Consider the following 14470-nt stretch of genomic DNA (forward strand, 5'->3'; position numbering starts at 1 on the left):
AGGAAAAATCAATCCGATCAGCGGCGCGGGCCGCGCGCCACGCGCTCGATTTCCTCGCGCACCAGCCGTTCGACCAGAGTCGGCAGATTGTCATCAAGCCATTCACGCAGCATCGGGCGCAGCATGTCCTCGGCAATCTCGTCCAGCGACCGACGCTCGGCACCGTCGATCGCCGCGGCAAGCTCCTCGAAGGAGCGGCTGATCTGCAGACCGGCATCTTCCGAAAGCAGGGCGGGCTGGGCCTCCTCGACAACGCTCGGCAGGAAACGCTCGGTCGACGAAGGAGCGGGCTCCAAAGCCGGTGGCGCAGTTTCGGCGGCAGCAGCGGCTTGATCGGCGACGGCGACCCGCGGTGTTTCGGCAAGCGCCGGCTCAAGCGGCTGCCGGACGGGACCAGAGGAAACGGGTGCTGCGGCAGTGGTAAAAACAGGCTGTGCCGGCTGCGGCTGCGGACTTGCAGCGCGCGGCGGCTCCGGCATGACGGCCGGCTGCGGCTCCGGCTGGCGGAAGCCGCTCGGAATTTCGCGCAAGGCTTGACCGGCCTGCACGGCGCTGCGCTCGGAGGCGGCGCGCACGCGGGCCGCGACATCGGCAAGCGACAGCGCGCGGGCAGGAGTTTCGGTCTCAGGGGCGGTGCCGGCCGAATTGGCGGCGACGAAACGCGGATCGGACGAGCGCATGGCCGGTTCGGGAAACTCGACGCCGGCATAGGTGTCGTCCACCGTCAGATGGATTTCGGAGCCGTTGTCGTCGTCGTCAGCGCCGTAAACCGGCGGCACGGAAGCTGAAATCGCCTTGCCGGCGCCGGGTTCATTGCTTTCGATGATCTGGCGGATGGAGGCCAGAATTTCTTCCATGGACGGTTCACGCGCTACACTTGGCTGAGCCATATCTATCCCCGTTATCCCAACACAACGATCGGACGGTGTGGAGCGTTCATCCGAATCACCACGACCTTAGAATACCCCAGACGCGAAAAAAATCATCGAGAATCAAATGAATGCGGCCATGCACAGTTTTGTTACCCAATGTTTGCCGCCCGCCATCCGGGGACGACAACGCCAGGATAAATTATGTTTGTGAAGGCTTTCCGGCAGCACTGACAGAAACGGGCGCCAATGGCGCCCGTCGCTCGAATTCACCAGGGAGAACGACGTCAGAAAACGAATTCGCGCGCCTTGGCAAAACCCGGCAGTGGCTTGACTGAAGCGTTGAAGAAGACGTTTTCCGAGATGGCGCCGCGCTCGGCGACGAAGACCTTGGCGCGAGCGGCATTGCCATAGCCTTCGACCGTGACCAGACGGCCGCCATCGCGCAACTGCCCGAGAAGAGCGGCCGGAACCTCCTCGACCGCGCCGTTGACGAAGATCAGATCATAGGGAGCGCCGGCGGCATAGCCTTCTTCGAGGGGACCGGTCACGACCTCGATCTTGCTATAGCCGGCAAGGTTTGCCTTCGCTTCGGCAGCCAGCGCCTCATCGCATTCAAGGGCAATGACCGAGCCGGCGATGATCGACAGCAGCGCCGTTGTATATCCCGTGCCGCACCCGACCTCGAGCACGAAATCGTCTTTGCCGATGGTGGCCAGTTGCAGCAGCTTGGCGAGCGGCGAGGCCTCCATCAGGAAGCGGGCCGGCTTGCCCGGCGCGGCGGGTGATATTTCGACGTCGTTGTCGATATAGGCCAGCAGCTTTGATTTCTCCGGCACGAAAGCCTCGCGCGGCACGGTGAGAAAAGCCGTCAGCACGGAATGCGAGGTAACATCCGTCGTGCGGATTTGGGTGTCGACCATCTTTGCGCGCGCTGCTTCGAAATCCATCATGTCCTCTCGCTCTTGAAAAGCGGTTCCTGTCCCTCGTCTCTTAATCTCCGCCACGGATGCTTTCAAGGCTTGGCAACGGTCGGCGAAAAGAATCCGCCAGGCGGCTCTTTCTCGCCACAGGAGGCAGGGCGCTGCAACGCAAGCGTGATATGCCCTCCCCCCTCATGTTATAATTTGCAGCGGAGTGAATAGGAGGAGCAGGCCAATGTCTGCGATTTTCGAATATTTCACGCTGTTCGATTTTCTTGTCGTCGCAGCGCTCGTCGGCATCTTTTGCTGCGGGCTGCTGGACGGTGAGACGACCTGAGGAGATCGAGCGCCGAGGCACACTCCGGCTCAGCTTGCCTGGAGCCCGCGACCATCCGAGGCGGGGACGCGGGTTGGGTGCGCTTGACCGTAAAATAGCGTGCGGCCGAGCGATCACCTCGAAATCAGCGAGGTTCCACAACCCTTTAGCAGCGATGAGGAGAAATTGGAGGCCTCGCCCGGAATTGAACCGGGGTACAAGGATTTGCAGTCCTCTGCGTCACCACTCCGCCACGAGGCCTCACCTGTGACCGACATCGAAAAATATCGTGTGGTGGCCGCGATTTAGACCAGCTCTAGAATGAGCGCAAGACCTTTCATTCTGAATGTGATCCTTTTTTCATTCCGAACAGGCGTTAGCGGAAAATCCTGCGTGACCGGCTCCGCGCTTGGATGATGATAGCGGGTTAACTACATACCAACAAAAGTCCAGCCCTTCGGCATCACCCCAAATAGTTACGATTGCAATGCGAACCGATTTGGTTGATCCCCATTTTCTGGGGAGAAATCATGCACGACGCAACATTCGGCGGGACTGCCAGAGACATCTTTTTTTCACTGCTTGCCACGCTCAAGCGCCTCTCGAGGATCTATGTGAACGGAGGCAAGGAAGACGAGTGGGGCTATGCCCTCGTTACCGAAACTGTCACCGACATCAACACGAAGATGCCGATCACCGGCCACGTGATGCGCAAGGTCGTCGACGGCAAGTTTGTTCACCGCCAGATGACAGAGGAAGAGTGCGAAGATTTCGACGCCGGCCGATCCTGGTGAATTGCCTGCCACTCGGGACATTAAAAACCACCGGCGGCATTTGGACAAATTCCCAACTTGACTTAGAGCGCCTGCCCGCCATCTTATCGCCGTGGGAGGGATAGGAGCTGCGATGGAATGGGCTGCCCTCAAAGAAAGGCAGGGACGTGCGGCATATGATGCCGAGACCCGGGATCTCCACGTAAAGTTCGCCGGTTCCGCGCCGGTGAAACATGCGAACATTCCGCCACATGTCTACCAGAACCTTCTGGAAACGAACGATCCGCACTTCTATTACCGGTATTATATCGCGCCATCGCGCGTCTCACCGGCCCGTCGACAACCGGTCTCGATGGTCGTCCACGGACTGAAGCTCGTTCTGCTTCTTGCCGCCTGCAGTGTGTTGATGGCAACCGAGCTGGATCCGGGCCATGGCGGGATTTTCGAGGAAAGCGAACTGAGATCAAATTAGAATCGCAATCATCCGGATCCATGCAACTCGAACTCGACGGCGGGCCCGTGTGATCAGCCGACGATGATGCCGACGCTTTCAAGCGAGGTCCTCTTCTGGGAGCGGTAGCGGCGATCGTCCCGACCGCGGTCGTTCCTGCCGTCGCGCTCATTACGGCCGTTAAAATTGCGATAGTTGCGAGGCCCGTTATACCAGCCTTCGCCTTGATCGATGACGCATCCTTCGGGGCGGCGGCAGATACCGCTCGCGTCAAAACCCCGGCTGTCGACGGCCTGGGCCTCGGCTGATGTGGCTGAGACCATCGCCGCTACCGAGAAAACTGCAATAAAAAATGGCTTCATATCCTCACCCGGATCATCGTGGTGCGTTTCAGCTCCATAAACCACCAATGCCGAAAACGATCCACGTTCCGCAGGGCGTCTCCCGCGACCGCCGTTAGCCGGCCGGCGTTCGCCGCCTGTGCCACCAAACTGCCAGCCGGCGCCGAAGCCGGCGGGCGATGGAAAGATCATGCGAAAGCACCAGGAGGCCGAGCGGCAGCATCCAGAAACCGAGGACCGGCAGGAAGCCCAGCAATCCACAGAAAACGAGGGCCGCACCGATTGCCATCCGTCCGATGCGTGAGTGCGGCATGCCAATGCTGAAGGAGCCGAGCATAAGCCTGTGGTTTACGTGGTCGATACCGAAGCGCCCTGCCCGCCTTCTGCGCTTTTCGCTGCCCGTTGTCTCTTGGCGATCATTCCTATTTGTCATTTCCCAGAGATGGGCGCAGACTGTCCAAATACAAGTTCATTTCATTTTTTTGAAAAAACCGCTTGGCAAATCGGGCAAGCATTTGTATTAGCCCACTCACACCGCGCCAAGCAGTGATCCCTGGTAGCTCAGCGGTAGAGCATTCGACTGTTAATCGACAGGTCGCCGGTTCGAATCCGGCCCGGGGAGCCAATTTTAGAAATAAGTGCGTGTTTTGTTGAGCAATCCGAAGGCAGGCACTTACTTCCCCGCTTTCCCCCAATTTTGAAGTCATATGTTGCCGTCGCTTGGGCTATAATTTTTCTGTTACTGATTTATCCCAACGTTAATTCCGCCGTTGGCGGCACACCGACCGTAGGCGGCAAGGCACTCCTCTCGCCTAGTCCTAAATCCGCACCCGCCTGAACCTTGCGAAAGTTCCCAAGGCGCGTGGATTCGGTCTATCTGAAGCTTTTGCTGGTAACCACGGATGTACTGGCGCCGTGCTAATGCAAAAGAAGGGTCGGCGCTGGCATTCGCCCGATCCTTCTCTTTTGCGACAGTTCAGTGGCTACTGCTGATAGCTCCCTTCCCTGTCCGACACCGTGATTTCCTCGCACCGCAGCTGGTCAGATCCAGACAGGTATCGGCGCAGGTTACCCTACTCCATGTTTTCATGCCGAGGGCAGTTGCCGTTAGTGCTGCCGACTAAAAGTCAAAATACACGGTCACACCTGACCGACGGCGATAGGGGTAATCGTCGCGATAGCCGTAATAGTCGCGATAGCCGTGATAGTCGCGGTAGCCGTAATAACGCGGACGATAGCACGAGCCGTAATACCGGCAGTCGCGGTAAGCATACCGGTGTTTCTTCCAGTGGCCATACGCATGTCCATTACCGTGGTGACGGTGTTTGACCTGCTCGACGTCGGCGGTGTGTATAGCTACCGCTTTCGGCACGACAATCGGCGCGGCGTTAAGCGGCAGGGCGAAAGATGCAGACAAGACAATGGCTGCAAGCGAGGAAAAAAGCATCTTCATCGGCGCATCCTTTCAAGCTGCGATTCTGGTTTAACAAGCATTAACCTCCGATGAACGACGGCCCGCTCACAAAAACACCAGACGACGCACCGCTGGTTTGGCCGCGGGTGGTGTTCGAGCCGGCCATTGGTGTTCAGAGCAAGCGCACACGGGCAGTCAGCCGGCGGCGACCGGGTATCGAGGGAGCGCGCCCCGCACTGCTGCCTGGCCGCCGGCATAGGTCGATAAGATGTGAAAATGGCACGCCCATTAGTTGGGCGTGCCGAGTTACCGATCCGCGCTCCGATAATGCGACTTACCAGGTCTGGCGATTATACCAGTCGTCAATGTCTCGCCGGGTACGGTCTTTCTCGTAGCCGTAGCGCTCCTGGATCTTGCCTTCGAGCTGATCGCGCTTACCGTTGATGACGTCAAGATCATCGTCGGTCAGCTTGCCCCACTGCTCCTTGACCTTGCCTTTCATCTGCTTCCAATTGCCTTCGATGCGGTTCCAATCCATGGCTCATTCCTCCTGTCGTAGGAAAGAGGAACGGAGATGAGCGATAAGGGTTCCGCTTCGGCAGGCGGCCAGCCAGTACAGAATCAACATTCTTCGTACGGGCAGCGAGTGGCAAGACTCCGCCTCGAGCGGCTGGAGGCTCCGATTGGGTGTTCAGCATGTCGGATCGAGCGCTTTGTTCTCGCAATTTTGGTCGTCCGACCCCAGACATCAGATTTGAAGCGGCTCCCTCTCTAATAGCTGCACGAACGGCCGTCGCCGGGCCGGAAGCCGTCGGCGCAGGCCGGGTTCATGGAATCGCCAGGCTGGTATCCCGATGCCGAGCCATATGAATTTGGCGGCGTCGAGCAAGCTGAGGCAATGACCGACAGGCCAATTGCTCCGGCCGCTAAGAATGCTCGAAATCTGTTCATGAATACTTCTCCCATTTCCGCTGCGCTCGGTAAGCGAGAGTCACTTCTTCCAGAACCACGGGAGCATTTCCCGAACTCCTCCGAAATCACTCTGCGGCTGAAGATATAGGCGCGACTCTCAACGGACGTCAGCTTCAGCCGCGAAAATTCGTGCGGGTCGTTAAAAATTATGAGTGCAATACGTTCATATCGTCGGCCATCCTCGCGGTATTAAAAGATAGCACAAAGCATATGGCGCCCCGGAAGCGATACTGACTTCCGGGGCAAGTTGACGAAGCGGCTCGAGCTTTCAGCGGCATGCATTTGCCGCATCAGGTTGTGTCGAGCTATTGCCGGAGGTGGGAGCCGGGTTGCCGGTGCCGCCGGCCTGCTGGCGCTGACAGTCGTTCGGATCGCCGCCGGATCCGTTCGCACCGGTCGCACCGGCGCCGACAGTCGTATTTGCGCCGGCACCGCTGGAGTTCGTGTTGCCGGAACCGCTGGCGTCCGAACCAGACATGGCGCCGCTGCCGGAACCTGAGGCTCCGCCGCCGCTGCCGCTGCCCGATCCCGAGCCTCCACCTGATTGCGCCATTGCCGACGTTGCCAGGCCAATCGTGATTGCTGCTACTGCCATCATTCTCAGAAGCATTGGATATCCTCCTCGCTGCTTCATTGCCGATAGGCAGCAAACAAAAGCCTCTGGAGATTGTTTCAGTCCGAAAACGTACAGGAAACGCCCCTGCGTCGCTCACCGCCTCGGCCGATGACCTAACGAACGGCTGAAACGCCTTCATTCTTGACTCGAAGGCGGATGAGAACATTATAGGAACATCGGTGGGGCGCCAATGAAAATCGGATTGGAAGCTCTGAAGGAGATCGAGGTCGTGCGTCCGCAGGCAGCCGAGAAATTAGCAGAAGAAACGTTGAGAGAAGAAGTCGACGCAGTTGTCGCTTTTCACCAAGGGGACGTCCGTGCCGCCATTACAACGCTGCTGCTGGATTGCCGTCATCTCAGACTTCAGCTCGCCCTAAGAGATAAAGGCGTGAGCCGCGGCATGGCCTGTGAACGGTCAACGACCGTTGAAAGGCCATGAGACATCGTCGCGGTATCGGCCTCGCGCCTCCTGATCGCCACTCCGTCGAAATCGAAAGGGCAACATTGGCGACGTTGCCGGAGTGGTTCGTCATGTATGCCCGTTGCCACGCATGTCGCCGCCAGATGTTTATCGAGCGGCGGAATATTGCCCGGCGCTGCGGCCAGAACCTGTCTCTCGCCAGTCTGGCCAAACGCCTTCAATGCCAAGGATGCGGCAACCGCTCCGGCAATCTGCTGCTCCTTCAAATGCTGCCGCGCGACTGACAGGCAACCGCGCGCTTCAAACCGACCGCTTCCACCGGCGGGAACAAACGCCATCGTTAAAAGTTGTGTGGCATCAACCACGTAACGTCGCCTTTGACAGGAGGTCTCTCATGGGTCGCGGTATTCTACTTTGGCTGCTTGGCGTTCCACTGCCTATCATCATTCTTCTGGCTCTGTTTATGCGATAGGAACGGATCATGTCGGTTTCAATGACAGGTTCCGGAGAGGTTGCTGCTCCGGTCGAATCCTCCAAATCCGCCATGACATGGGGACCCATCTTCGGTGGCGCGGCCGCCGCCATCGGAGTAACCCTCATCCTTCTTCTTCTGGGATCCGGGCTTGGGTTGACGATGGTGTCGCCCTGGTCAGGACAAAGCAGCTCGCTCGGCACGCTCGGCATCACAGCGGCGATCTGGCTTGTTCTCGTGCAATGGCTCTCCTCCGCGCTCGGAGGCTATGTAACCGGCCGCTTGCGCACAAAATGGGCCGCCGTCCACACCGACGAGGTTTTCTTCCGCGACACCGCGCATGGTTTCCTAAGCTGGGCTCTGGCAACCATCTTCGTCGCCGGATTCCTTGCGTCGTCGCTGACGTCGCTCGCCGGCGCCGGTGCACAGGCGGTAGGATCGGCCGCGCAAGCCGTAGGCTCGACCGCCGCGGCCGCCGGTGCGGCAGCAGCAACGTCGTCAACCTCGCCGCTGGATCTTTCCACCGCCTATTTTACCGACGCATTGCTACGCCCTGACCAGGCGCGTGCGGCAGCGACATCCAACGATGCTGCGGCAACGTCGGAAGTCTCCCGCATCCTCCTCAATGGCGCTGCCGAAGGGCAAGTTCCAGATGAGGACAAGGCCTATCTTGCCACCATCGTCTCTGCGCGGACCGGTCTCTCCGAAGCCGATGCACGCGCCCGCGTGGATGCGGTGCTGAAGCGTATCGACGACGCTAAGGCCGCCACGCAGAAGGCTGCCGACGAGGCACGAAAAGCCGCCTCGACCACGGCATTGCTGGGATCCTTGTCGCTTCTGGTCGGCGCCTTCATAGCCGCTGCGGCTGCGGCTCTGGGAGGATCGCAACGCGACGCAGAGGAAGATCTCGTCGTCACATCCCGCCTCTAACTGAGGGGGGCGCGGTCTCAACGGCGCGCCCCAGTCCTCGGCTCGGCAGTCAGCCTGACTAAAAGCACGCATGTCACGCTGAAGCCGGTAGAGGAGCGTATGTAGACGTGAAACGCCAAAGCGCATCTGAATAATCGCGACACGCCTGGTGATGGAAACGGCTACGATCTGCTCCATCTTCCTTTATGGGACTGTGGAGAGCCATATGCGCTGGCGCTTTCGACTGATTTCCGACCTCGCCGTTTCATGGGCAGGGCACCGTGTGGTTCCTGTCGCGCTAATTGGGTTCATAACTCTATGGACGGCAGTCGGTTTAAGATTTTCCTTTCCCCGGCAGTGGTTTCTGCTGACCAACATGGTGGGCACGCTCGTCACATTCCTTATTTTGCTGCTGCTGCAGCACTCCCAAAATCGGGACATGAAGGCACTCCATGCCAAGCTCGACGAACTAATCCGATCAAGCGAGGCAGGAAACCATTGGATTGCAGCCGAGAAGAAAGATGCCGACGCCATTGAAGAGATGCGGCAGCAACATCAAGACCAGATTTCGGCGAAGCGAGTGTGAGGAGATGGGCGCCTCTAACCGGACGTTGCCTCTGCGCCGGATTTCTCGTCCGATTTCTCATCCGCCTTCTCCTCGACGCTTTCGGCCTTTTCTGCAAGCGTCTTGCTCATTTCCCTGAGCTCGCCCTCGTCGAGCTTTTCGATGCCGACAAATTTATTGGCGGCCTGACTCGTCAGAATGAGCTCGTCAAGCTTGGCCTGCAAAGCCTTTCCGTCACGGTTCTGGCTGTTCTGCAACACAAACACCATCAGAAAGGTGATGATGGTGGTCGTCGTGTTGATCACGAGCTGCCACGTTTCGGAATAATCGAAATATGGCCCGGACACTGCCCAGACGAGGACGAGCATCAGAGCTGCGATAAAGGTGAACGGCCTTCCCGACAGCTCGGCGACGGCGGTTGCGAAGGAAGAGAAGAAGTTGGATTTGTTCGACATTCGAGAAGGCTCCCGCAGCATCAATGCTGTCAATCGACAACATCAACTCCACATCCGGGCGGAAGTTCCTCATGCCGTCGAGGTCGATCCGGACGGCATGCTCAATGCATGAGATTGCTGGTCAGACGCATCGGATCAAACCCGATGAATCAGCGTTTCTGTGATTTGGCAACGGCCTGCTTCTGGTGGCTGAGGACCAGTTCGATCTGGACATCTTGTTGAAACTCCATCACCCGCTGACCGACAAGGCTCTCCGGCATTCCCGCGGCTAGAAGCTGATCGGCAAGCCTGCGGCACTCGGCCTTCCAGAATTCGACTGCGTCCGCGCCATGCCGGCGGCCGAGTTCCCGGGCGCAGCGCTCGATATTGGCAGTTCCGGCTGCGGAGGGAAAGGCAATAACCTTGCCTTCGTGAGAGGTGGCGGCAGGGCGGCAGGTCGTTTCAGTGGCCATCGAATACAGGTTTCCTTTGATCCTATATGTTGTCTACGGGAGGATGGTTAATGCTTTCTATTCGTTCGCCTCTTTCAATGCCGAGACTCTGCGTCACTGCCGTCAGATCACCGCATCTTCGGCCTTGACGCCGCCACGCCGATACGCCGACAGTCTCGGTCACAATCGACACCTTGAGGCAGCAGAGACCAACGATGACGATAACCGCCCCTCGCGATTTCCTGAAAAGCCTGTTCGACGCGGCAGTTCGCGCGGCCGATCCGCTGACCGGCATCAAATCGCACCTGCCGGAGAAACCGAAAGGAAGAACTGTCGTGATTGGCGCCGGCAAGGGCGCGGCGCAGATGGCGCGGGCGCTCGAAAGCGCATGGGCCGGACCGATCGAGGGGTTGGTGGTCACGCGATACGGCTATGGCTGCGAAACGCGCTTCATCGAGATCATCGAGGCAGCCCATCCGGTGCCCGACGCTGCTGGGTTCGCTGCCGCCAGACGGTTGATGGAAACGGTGAACCGGCTGACGGAAGACGATCTCGTGATCGCGTTGATCTGCGGCGGCGGCTCGGCACTGCTGCCCGCCCCGCCGGAAGGATTGACGCTCGAAGACGAAATTGCGCTCAACGAAATGCTGCTTGCGTCGGGCGCGCCGATCTCGGCGATGAATGTGGTGCGCAAGCATCTCTCCACCATCAAGGGCGGAAGACTGGCGGCAGCGACGAAAGCGAGAGTCGTCAGCCTGATCGTTTCGGATATTCCCGGCGATAACCCGGCCCACGTCGCCTCCGGGCCGACGGTGCCCGACGGTTCAACACGGCACGAAGCGCTGGAGATCATCAGGCAGTATGGATTGCAGCTGCCGCAGGCCGCGCTCGACCATTTGAACTCGCCAAAGGCAGATGCACCGCGGCCGGACGATCCGGTATTCCTGCGGCACGAGCATCACATCATCGCCTCTGCCGGCGTTTCGCTGGCGGCCGCCGCTGCCGAGGCGGAATCACAAGGGATCACGCCGGCAATCCTTTCGGATGCCATCGAAGGCGAATCGCGTGACGTGGCGCTGGTGCATGCGGCCATCGCCCGCGAGATCCTCGGGCGGAACAGGCCATTCTCGAAGCCGGTCGTCCTCCTGTCCGGCGGCGAGACGACGGTGACGCTGAAAGCCAAAGGCGGCAAGGGCGGGCGCAATGGCGAATTCACCCTTGCCATGGCGCTTGCAATCGATGGGCAAGACGGCATTGCTGTGCTGGCTGCCGACACCGACGGGATCGACGGCTCGGAAGACAATGCCGGCGCCTTTGCCGATGACGGCACGGTGAAGCGTCTGCGCGCCGCCGGGCTCGATCCGCGCCGGCTGCTCCACGGCAATGACAGCTACTCGGCGTTCAAGGCTATCGGCGATCTCTTCGAGACCGGTCCGACCGGAACCAATGTCAACGATTTCAGGGCGATCCTCATCCGTTAGAGACGACTAACCGGCGATCAGGTCTTGATCCGTCCCTGCCCGACCAGCCAGCCGACCGATTCCTGCACCGCCTGCAGAGACGTATACCTCGGGGTGTAGCCCAACAGGCGCCGGGCTTTGGCAATCGAGCAGTTCGGACTGCGGGCGATGTGCTCCCATGTCGCCTCCGCGTCCTCGGCCGTCTGGCCTTCCGCCCAGGCGTCGAATGGTGCGAAGGTGAGCTTCGGGTCCTGCCCAAACCACCGCGACATGAATTCGGCGTAGCCGCGAAGCGTCACGGCCTGCTCCGATACCGCATGGAAACTTTCGCCGATCGATGCATTCCGATTGGCGATCGCGTCCATGAACATCGCCGCCACGTCGTCGGCATGGACATGATGAACGGTCTCCAGACCGAAATTGGGCAGCGCCAGAGCCTCTCCGCGGGCAAGGGTCGAAAAGACCTGCAGATTGAAATTGCCGGCCGGATTGAGCGGCGCCCATCCGGGGCCGACAAGGTGGCCGGGATGAATGATGGTCGCCGGAAAACCCCGAAGTCTTGCCTGCTGCAGCAGATAGGTTTCGATCGCCGCCTTTTGGATGCCATAGTCACCGAACGGAGACTTCGGCGCTTCCTCCCGTGTCGGCACGGCCACCGGATATCCATGTGTCCAGATCGTGCCAGTATGTAGGAAATGGCCGACATGCCCTGACAGCGCCGTCACCAGCTGCTCGGCGCTTTCCAGCGTGAAGCAGATCATATCGATGACGATATCGGCGTTCAAGGCCCGCACGGCCGGGCCGAATTCGCCGGTCCGCTCCATCTCGACCCGGTCCATCTGTCGCTGATCGACGGAGGCCCAAGCGCGGTTTGCCGTATAAGGCCTTGCCGCGCCGCGGCTGATGGTGACGACGTCGTGACCCGCCTCCACCAGACGAGGAATGAGATAGGTTCCGACGTGGCCCGTTGCCCCGATGACCAAAACGCGCATTGTCTTCCTCCCGATGGCATGATCCGCTGCGACTATGCTGCGCCGTCCAGCGATCGTGCAAGCAGACTTTTCGTCGCGAATGGAGCAGGCCTTCTATTGGTTCCTGAAAACGAGGCAGGTGCCGCCGTGCTTGCGGATCTGATTGCAGACGTCGTTGGCCTCCATACGTGTCTGCCGGGCGATGCGGGCGGCATAACGCGGTCGAAAACCGAAGCTGCGATCGCGCTGACGCAGGATCAGGGGCTGCTCCGCGTTCAATGGCGCAGGCAGATCCAGCACGGCGTCGCGGAACATGCGCCGCGCCACGGCGGCATCGGCATTCGCCGCCAGCTGGACGCCCCAGGGAGCCCAAATGCCCTCCTGACGCCAAGGCGTGTCCTTCAATATCCGGCTTTCGGCCAGCGCCACGCAGCCGTCAAGGAAGGACTTGTCCTTGTCGAGCGGGGCGGCCGCATTCTCAGGCGGATTGTCCTTCCACTCCTCGACCGTGTGCGCGGTGATCGCCGTCACGTAGCCGCGCGTCTCGTAGGGTAACCTGCCTGATGTAAGGTAAGTCGCAAGACCGTTTTCGCCGGCGTTGTAGGCGGCCGCGGCAAGGCCGAGATTGCCAAAACGATTTCGCAATTCGTCGAGATATTGCGCCGATTTCCTCAAGGCTTCCAGCGCCTGATAGCTGTCTTCGAGGCCGCGAAGTTTCGCCGTTCCAGGCATGAACTGCGCAATGCCCTGCGCGCCCTTGATGCTGACTGCGTCGGGGCGAAAGGTGCTTTCCCGCCAGATGAGTCGGGCGAAATAAGCCGGCGGCAACCGATTGGCCTCGGCGAAATGCTCGATCGCGATGCAGAGGTCACGATTGAAACTGTCCTTGCGGATGCAGAGCCTCTCGCCCGAACCCAAGGCCGAGGGTCCCGAATAGAGACAGGCCGGCTCGGCAGCACTCCCTTCCGGTTGAGCTTTCGGCGTATCGACGCCGGAAAACAGAAAACAAAGCGAAAGCAGGGCCTTCGCCGAATTCCTCAAAATGCCGGACTGACGCTTTCGCCCTATCATCGGATCTCAGCAGGTTAACTTCCATCGCGACGTTCATGCTAGATAACATCGATCAGGGCGCGAAGCTTCCCCATTTCGCAATGCGAGCATGAAAAAAGCCGCCGGGCAATGGCCGCGGCGGCTTCGGGAACGAACTTGAAAGCCGTTTTCAGACCGACGGCTGCTTCGTCTTCCTGAGATAGGGCAGGACGGTATCGAAGGAGCCGAACCGCGCGATCGCATCGTCATTGGAAACGGCAGCGGTGATGATGACATCTTCGCCCTGATTCCAGTTTGCCGGCGTCGCCACCTGGTGCTTGGCGGTCAGCTGGATGGAGTCGATGGCGCGCAGGATCTCATTGAAATTGCGGCCCGTCGTCATCGGATAGGTCAGGATCAGCTTGATCTTCTTGTCCGGGCCGATGATGAAGACCGAGCGCACCGTCGCATTGTCGGCAGGCGTGCGGCCTTCGGAGCTGTCGCCGGCACCGGCCGGCAGCATGTCGTAGAGCTTGGCAACCTTCAGATCCTTGTCGCCGATCAAGGGGTAATCGACATCAAAGCCGGTTGCGGTCTTGATGTCGCCCTTCCACTTGGCATGGCTTTCGACCGGGTCGACGGAAATGCCGATGATCTTGACGCCGCGTTTGGCAAATTCGTCGGCGAGGCCGGCCATGGCGCCGAGCTCCGTCGTGCAGACAGGCGTGAAATTCTTCGGGTGCGAGAACAGCACGGCCCAGCCGTTGCCGATCCAATCATGGAAGCTGATCGGTCCCTGTGTGGTGTCGGCGGTAAAATCGGGGGCAATATCGTTGATACGTAAGCTCATGGTCGGCCCTCCAAAGCCAGTGTTGGGGTATTAATATCTCGGATCGCGGTCATGAACGCTGCCTGCTGGAGATGTCGTGGATTGCAAATGTTCAGATCCCAGCAACTGCGGGCAGAAAACCTTCCATCCCAAGGTCTTCCTCGCATCTCCTTAAGCTATATACCACGAGAACCGAAGGCACGCTCTTTCGATTTACAGCTTGCGCCGGCATTATTTTTCCCGCAGGTCGCAC

At 59.5% G+C, this 14470-nt stretch carries 21 protein-coding genes and 2 tRNA genes; 9 read left to right on the forward strand and 14 right to left on the reverse strand.

The annotated features are described in order from the left end of the window. Positions 1-17: 17 nt before the first annotated feature. From CO660_RS10780 to CO660_RS10790, 3 genes are all read right to left on the reverse strand, one after another. Entirely contained in the window at positions 18-890 is an 873-nt protein-coding gene (locus tag CO660_RS10780; protein WP_097598664.1) for a DUF2497 domain-containing protein, read from the reverse strand. Between the two features lie 266 nt (positions 891-1156). After that, positions 1157-1822 (reverse strand): protein-L-isoaspartate O-methyltransferase, encoded by a 666-nt coding sequence (locus CO660_RS10785; RefSeq protein WP_176536265.1) that lies wholly within the window; start codon positions 1820-1822, stop codon positions 1157-1159. A 473-nt stretch (positions 1823-2295) separates the two neighbouring features. Then, positions 2296-2369, reverse strand: a tRNA-Cys gene (locus CO660_RS10790). A 269-nt stretch (positions 2370-2638) separates the two neighbouring features. Between CO660_RS10790 and CO660_RS10795 the strand changes: the two genes are divergently transcribed. Both CO660_RS10795 and CO660_RS10800 read left to right on the forward strand, forming a co-directional pair. After that, positions 2639-2902, forward strand: coding sequence for a hypothetical protein (locus CO660_RS10795; RefSeq protein WP_097598666.1), 264 nt, complete (start codon positions 2639-2641; stop codon positions 2900-2902). Positions 2903-3014: 112 nt separating this feature from the next. After that, positions 3015-3353, forward strand: a complete 339-nt coding sequence (locus CO660_RS10800; protein ID WP_085777919.1) for a KTSC domain-containing protein — start codon at positions 3015-3017, stop codon at positions 3351-3353. Between the two features lie 53 nt (positions 3354-3406). On the opposite strand, the gene CO660_RS10805 is transcribed toward CO660_RS10800, so the two are convergent. Both CO660_RS10805 and CO660_RS33780 read right to left on the reverse strand, forming a co-directional pair. Beyond that, positions 3407-3694, reverse strand: coding sequence for a hypothetical protein (locus CO660_RS10805; protein ID WP_097598667.1), 288 nt, complete (start codon positions 3692-3694; stop codon positions 3407-3409). Positions 3695-3788: 94 nt separating this feature from the next. Continuing rightward, complete coding sequence (locus tag CO660_RS33780) at positions 3789-4106, reverse strand: hypothetical protein (RefSeq protein WP_085777917.1); 318 nt, start codon at positions 4104-4106, stop codon at positions 3789-3791. 117 nt (positions 4107-4223) lie between these two features. On the opposite strand from CO660_RS33780, the gene CO660_RS10815 reads away from it, so the two are divergent. Continuing rightward, positions 4224-4298: transfer RNA gene (locus CO660_RS10815), tRNA-Asn, on the forward strand. Between the two features lie 495 nt (positions 4299-4793). On the opposite strand, the gene CO660_RS10820 is transcribed toward CO660_RS10815, so the two are convergent. The 4 genes from CO660_RS10820 to CO660_RS10835 all read right to left on the reverse strand — a co-directional run bounded on the left by CO660_RS10820 (position 4794) and on the right by CO660_RS10835 (position 6669). Beyond that, positions 4794-5126, reverse strand: coding sequence for a hypothetical protein (locus tag CO660_RS10820; RefSeq protein WP_097598668.1), 333 nt, complete (start codon positions 5124-5126; stop codon positions 4794-4796). A gap of 295 nt (positions 5127-5421) precedes the next feature. Next, positions 5422-5625, reverse strand: a complete 204-nt coding sequence (locus CO660_RS10825; protein WP_097598669.1) for a CsbD family protein — start codon at positions 5623-5625, stop codon at positions 5422-5424. 233 nt (positions 5626-5858) lie between these two features. Next, on the reverse strand, positions 5859-6038 hold the full coding sequence (locus tag CO660_RS33785) for a hypothetical protein (RefSeq protein WP_085777915.1): 180 nt from the start codon (positions 6036-6038) through the stop codon (positions 5859-5861). A gap of 289 nt (positions 6039-6327) precedes the next feature. Next, the gene (locus tag CO660_RS10835) at positions 6328-6669 is read right to left on the reverse strand and encodes an oxidoreductase (protein ID WP_097598670.1); all 342 of its coding nucleotides are present in this window, start codon (positions 6667-6669) and stop codon (positions 6328-6330) included. Between the two features lie 208 nt (positions 6670-6877). Here CO660_RS10835 and CO660_RS10840 point away from each other — a divergent pair, with 208 nt between their 5' ends. From CO660_RS10840 to CO660_RS10855, 4 genes are all read left to right on the forward strand, one after another. Continuing rightward, positions 6878-7114, forward strand: a complete 237-nt coding sequence (locus CO660_RS10840) for a hypothetical protein (RefSeq protein ID WP_097598744.1) — start codon at positions 6878-6880, stop codon at positions 7112-7114. Positions 7115-7179: 65 nt separating this feature from the next. After that, a complete protein-coding gene (locus CO660_RS10845) occupies positions 7180-7380 on the forward strand; it encodes a hypothetical protein (RefSeq protein ID WP_348627637.1) in 201 nt (66 codons plus the stop codon). A gap of 197 nt (positions 7381-7577) precedes the next feature. Continuing rightward, complete coding sequence (locus CO660_RS10850) at positions 7578-8498, forward strand: hypothetical protein (RefSeq protein ID WP_097598672.1); 921 nt, start codon at positions 7578-7580, stop codon at positions 8496-8498. Between the two features lie 205 nt (positions 8499-8703). Continuing rightward, positions 8704-9063, forward strand: a complete 360-nt coding sequence (locus CO660_RS10855; RefSeq protein ID WP_085777912.1) for a low affinity iron permease family protein — start codon at positions 8704-8706, stop codon at positions 9061-9063. 14 nt (positions 9064-9077) lie between these two features. Here CO660_RS10855 and CO660_RS10860 read toward each other — a convergent pair whose 3' ends face one another. Further along, positions 9078-9497, reverse strand: a complete 420-nt coding sequence (locus CO660_RS10860) for a low affinity iron permease family protein (protein ID WP_085777911.1) — start codon at positions 9495-9497, stop codon at positions 9078-9080. On the opposite strand from CO660_RS10860, the gene CO660_RS34275 reads away from it, so the two are divergent. After that, complete coding sequence (locus CO660_RS34275) at positions 9481-9609, forward strand: hypothetical protein (RefSeq protein WP_259668362.1); 129 nt, start codon at positions 9481-9483, stop codon at positions 9607-9609. The genes CO660_RS10860 and CO660_RS34275 overlap by 17 nt on opposite strands. Positions 9610-9646: 37 nt before the next feature. Here the strand turns inward: CO660_RS34275 and CO660_RS10865 are convergent, their stop codons facing one another. Further along, positions 9647-9949 (reverse strand): DUF6074 family protein, encoded by a 303-nt coding sequence (locus CO660_RS10865; protein WP_097598673.1) that lies wholly within the window; start codon positions 9947-9949, stop codon positions 9647-9649. A gap of 194 nt (positions 9950-10143) precedes the next feature. Here CO660_RS10865 and CO660_RS10870 point away from each other — a divergent pair, with 194 nt between their 5' ends. Further along, entirely contained in the window at positions 10144-11409 is a 1266-nt protein-coding gene (locus CO660_RS10870; RefSeq protein WP_097598674.1) for a glycerate kinase, read from the forward strand. A 17-nt stretch (positions 11410-11426) separates the two neighbouring features. Here the strand turns inward: CO660_RS10870 and CO660_RS10875 are convergent, their stop codons facing one another. From CO660_RS10875 to CO660_RS10885, 3 genes are all read right to left on the reverse strand, one after another. Then, positions 11427-12380, reverse strand: coding sequence for an NAD-dependent epimerase/dehydratase family protein (locus tag CO660_RS10875; protein WP_097598675.1), 954 nt, complete (start codon positions 12378-12380; stop codon positions 11427-11429). Between the two features lie 93 nt (positions 12381-12473). Further along, positions 12474-13430 carry a lytic transglycosylase domain-containing protein gene (locus CO660_RS10880; RefSeq protein ID WP_097598676.1) on the reverse strand — a complete coding sequence of 319 codons (957 nt, stop codon included), beginning with the start codon at positions 13428-13430 and terminating at the stop codon, positions 12474-12476. 148 nt (positions 13431-13578) lie between these two features. Then, a complete protein-coding gene (locus CO660_RS10885; protein WP_085777906.1) occupies positions 13579-14238 on the reverse strand; it encodes a peroxiredoxin in 660 nt (219 codons plus the stop codon). Between the last annotated feature and the right edge of the window lie 232 nt (positions 14239-14470).

The organism is Rhizobium sp. L9 (assembly GCF_002531885.1).
Lineage (GTDB): Bacteria > Pseudomonadota > Alphaproteobacteria > Rhizobiales > Rhizobiaceae > Rhizobium.

Excerpts from the sequence above, each read along its gene's own strand:
- CO660_RS10870 (WP_097598674.1), top strand. The coding sequence starts at position 10,144 with ATGACGATAACCGCCCCTCGCGATTTCCTGAAAAGCCTGTTCGACGCG.
- CO660_RS10795 (WP_097598666.1), top strand. The coding sequence starts at position 2,639 with ATGCACGACGCAACATTCGGCGGGACTGCCAGAGACATCTTTTTTTCA.
- CO660_RS10785 (WP_176536265.1), bottom strand. The coding sequence starts at position 1,822 with ATGATGGATTTCGAAGCAGCGCGCGCAAAGATGGTCGACACCCAAATC.
- CO660_RS10850 (WP_097598672.1), top strand. The coding sequence starts at position 7,578 with ATGTCGGTTTCAATGACAGGTTCCGGAGAGGTTGCTGCTCCGGTCGAA.
- CO660_RS10820 (WP_097598668.1), bottom strand. The coding sequence starts at position 5,126 with ATGAAGATGCTTTTTTCCTCGCTTGCAGCCATTGTCTTGTCTGCATCT.
- CO660_RS33785 (WP_085777915.1), bottom strand. The coding sequence starts at position 6,038 with ATGAACAGATTTCGAGCATTCTTAGCGGCCGGAGCAATTGGCCTGTCG.
- CO660_RS10860 (WP_085777911.1), bottom strand. The coding sequence starts at position 9,497 with ATGTCGAACAAATCCAACTTCTTCTCTTCCTTCGCAACCGCCGTCGCC.
- CO660_RS33780 (WP_085777917.1), bottom strand. The coding sequence starts at position 4,106 with ATGACAAATAGGAATGATCGCCAAGAGACAACGGGCAGCGAAAAGCGC.
- CO660_RS10825 (WP_097598669.1), bottom strand. The coding sequence starts at position 5,625 with ATGGATTGGAACCGCATCGAAGGCAATTGGAAGCAGATGAAAGGCAAG.
- CO660_RS10780 (WP_097598664.1), bottom strand. The coding sequence starts at position 890 with ATGGCTCAGCCAAGTGTAGCGCGTGAACCGTCCATGGAAGAAATTCTG.
- CO660_RS10875 (WP_097598675.1), bottom strand. The coding sequence starts at position 12,380 with ATGCGCGTTTTGGTCATCGGGGCAACGGGCCACGTCGGAACCTATCTC.
- CO660_RS10835 (WP_097598670.1), bottom strand. The coding sequence starts at position 6,669 with ATGCTTCTGAGAATGATGGCAGTAGCAGCAATCACGATTGGCCTGGCA.
- CO660_RS10855 (WP_085777912.1), top strand. The coding sequence starts at position 8,704 with ATGCGCTGGCGCTTTCGACTGATTTCCGACCTCGCCGTTTCATGGGCA.
- CO660_RS10880 (WP_097598676.1), bottom strand. The coding sequence starts at position 13,430 with ATGATAGGGCGAAAGCGTCAGTCCGGCATTTTGAGGAATTCGGCGAAG.
- CO660_RS10885 (WP_085777906.1), bottom strand. The coding sequence starts at position 14,238 with ATGAGCTTACGTATCAACGATATTGCCCCCGATTTTACCGCCGACACC.
- CO660_RS10805 (WP_097598667.1), bottom strand. The coding sequence starts at position 3,694 with ATGAAGCCATTTTTTATTGCAGTTTTCTCGGTAGCGGCGATGGTCTCA.
- CO660_RS10800 (WP_085777919.1), top strand. The coding sequence starts at position 3,015 with ATGGAATGGGCTGCCCTCAAAGAAAGGCAGGGACGTGCGGCATATGAT.
- CO660_RS10865 (WP_097598673.1), bottom strand. The coding sequence starts at position 9,949 with ATGGCCACTGAAACGACCTGCCGCCCTGCCGCCACCTCTCACGAAGGC.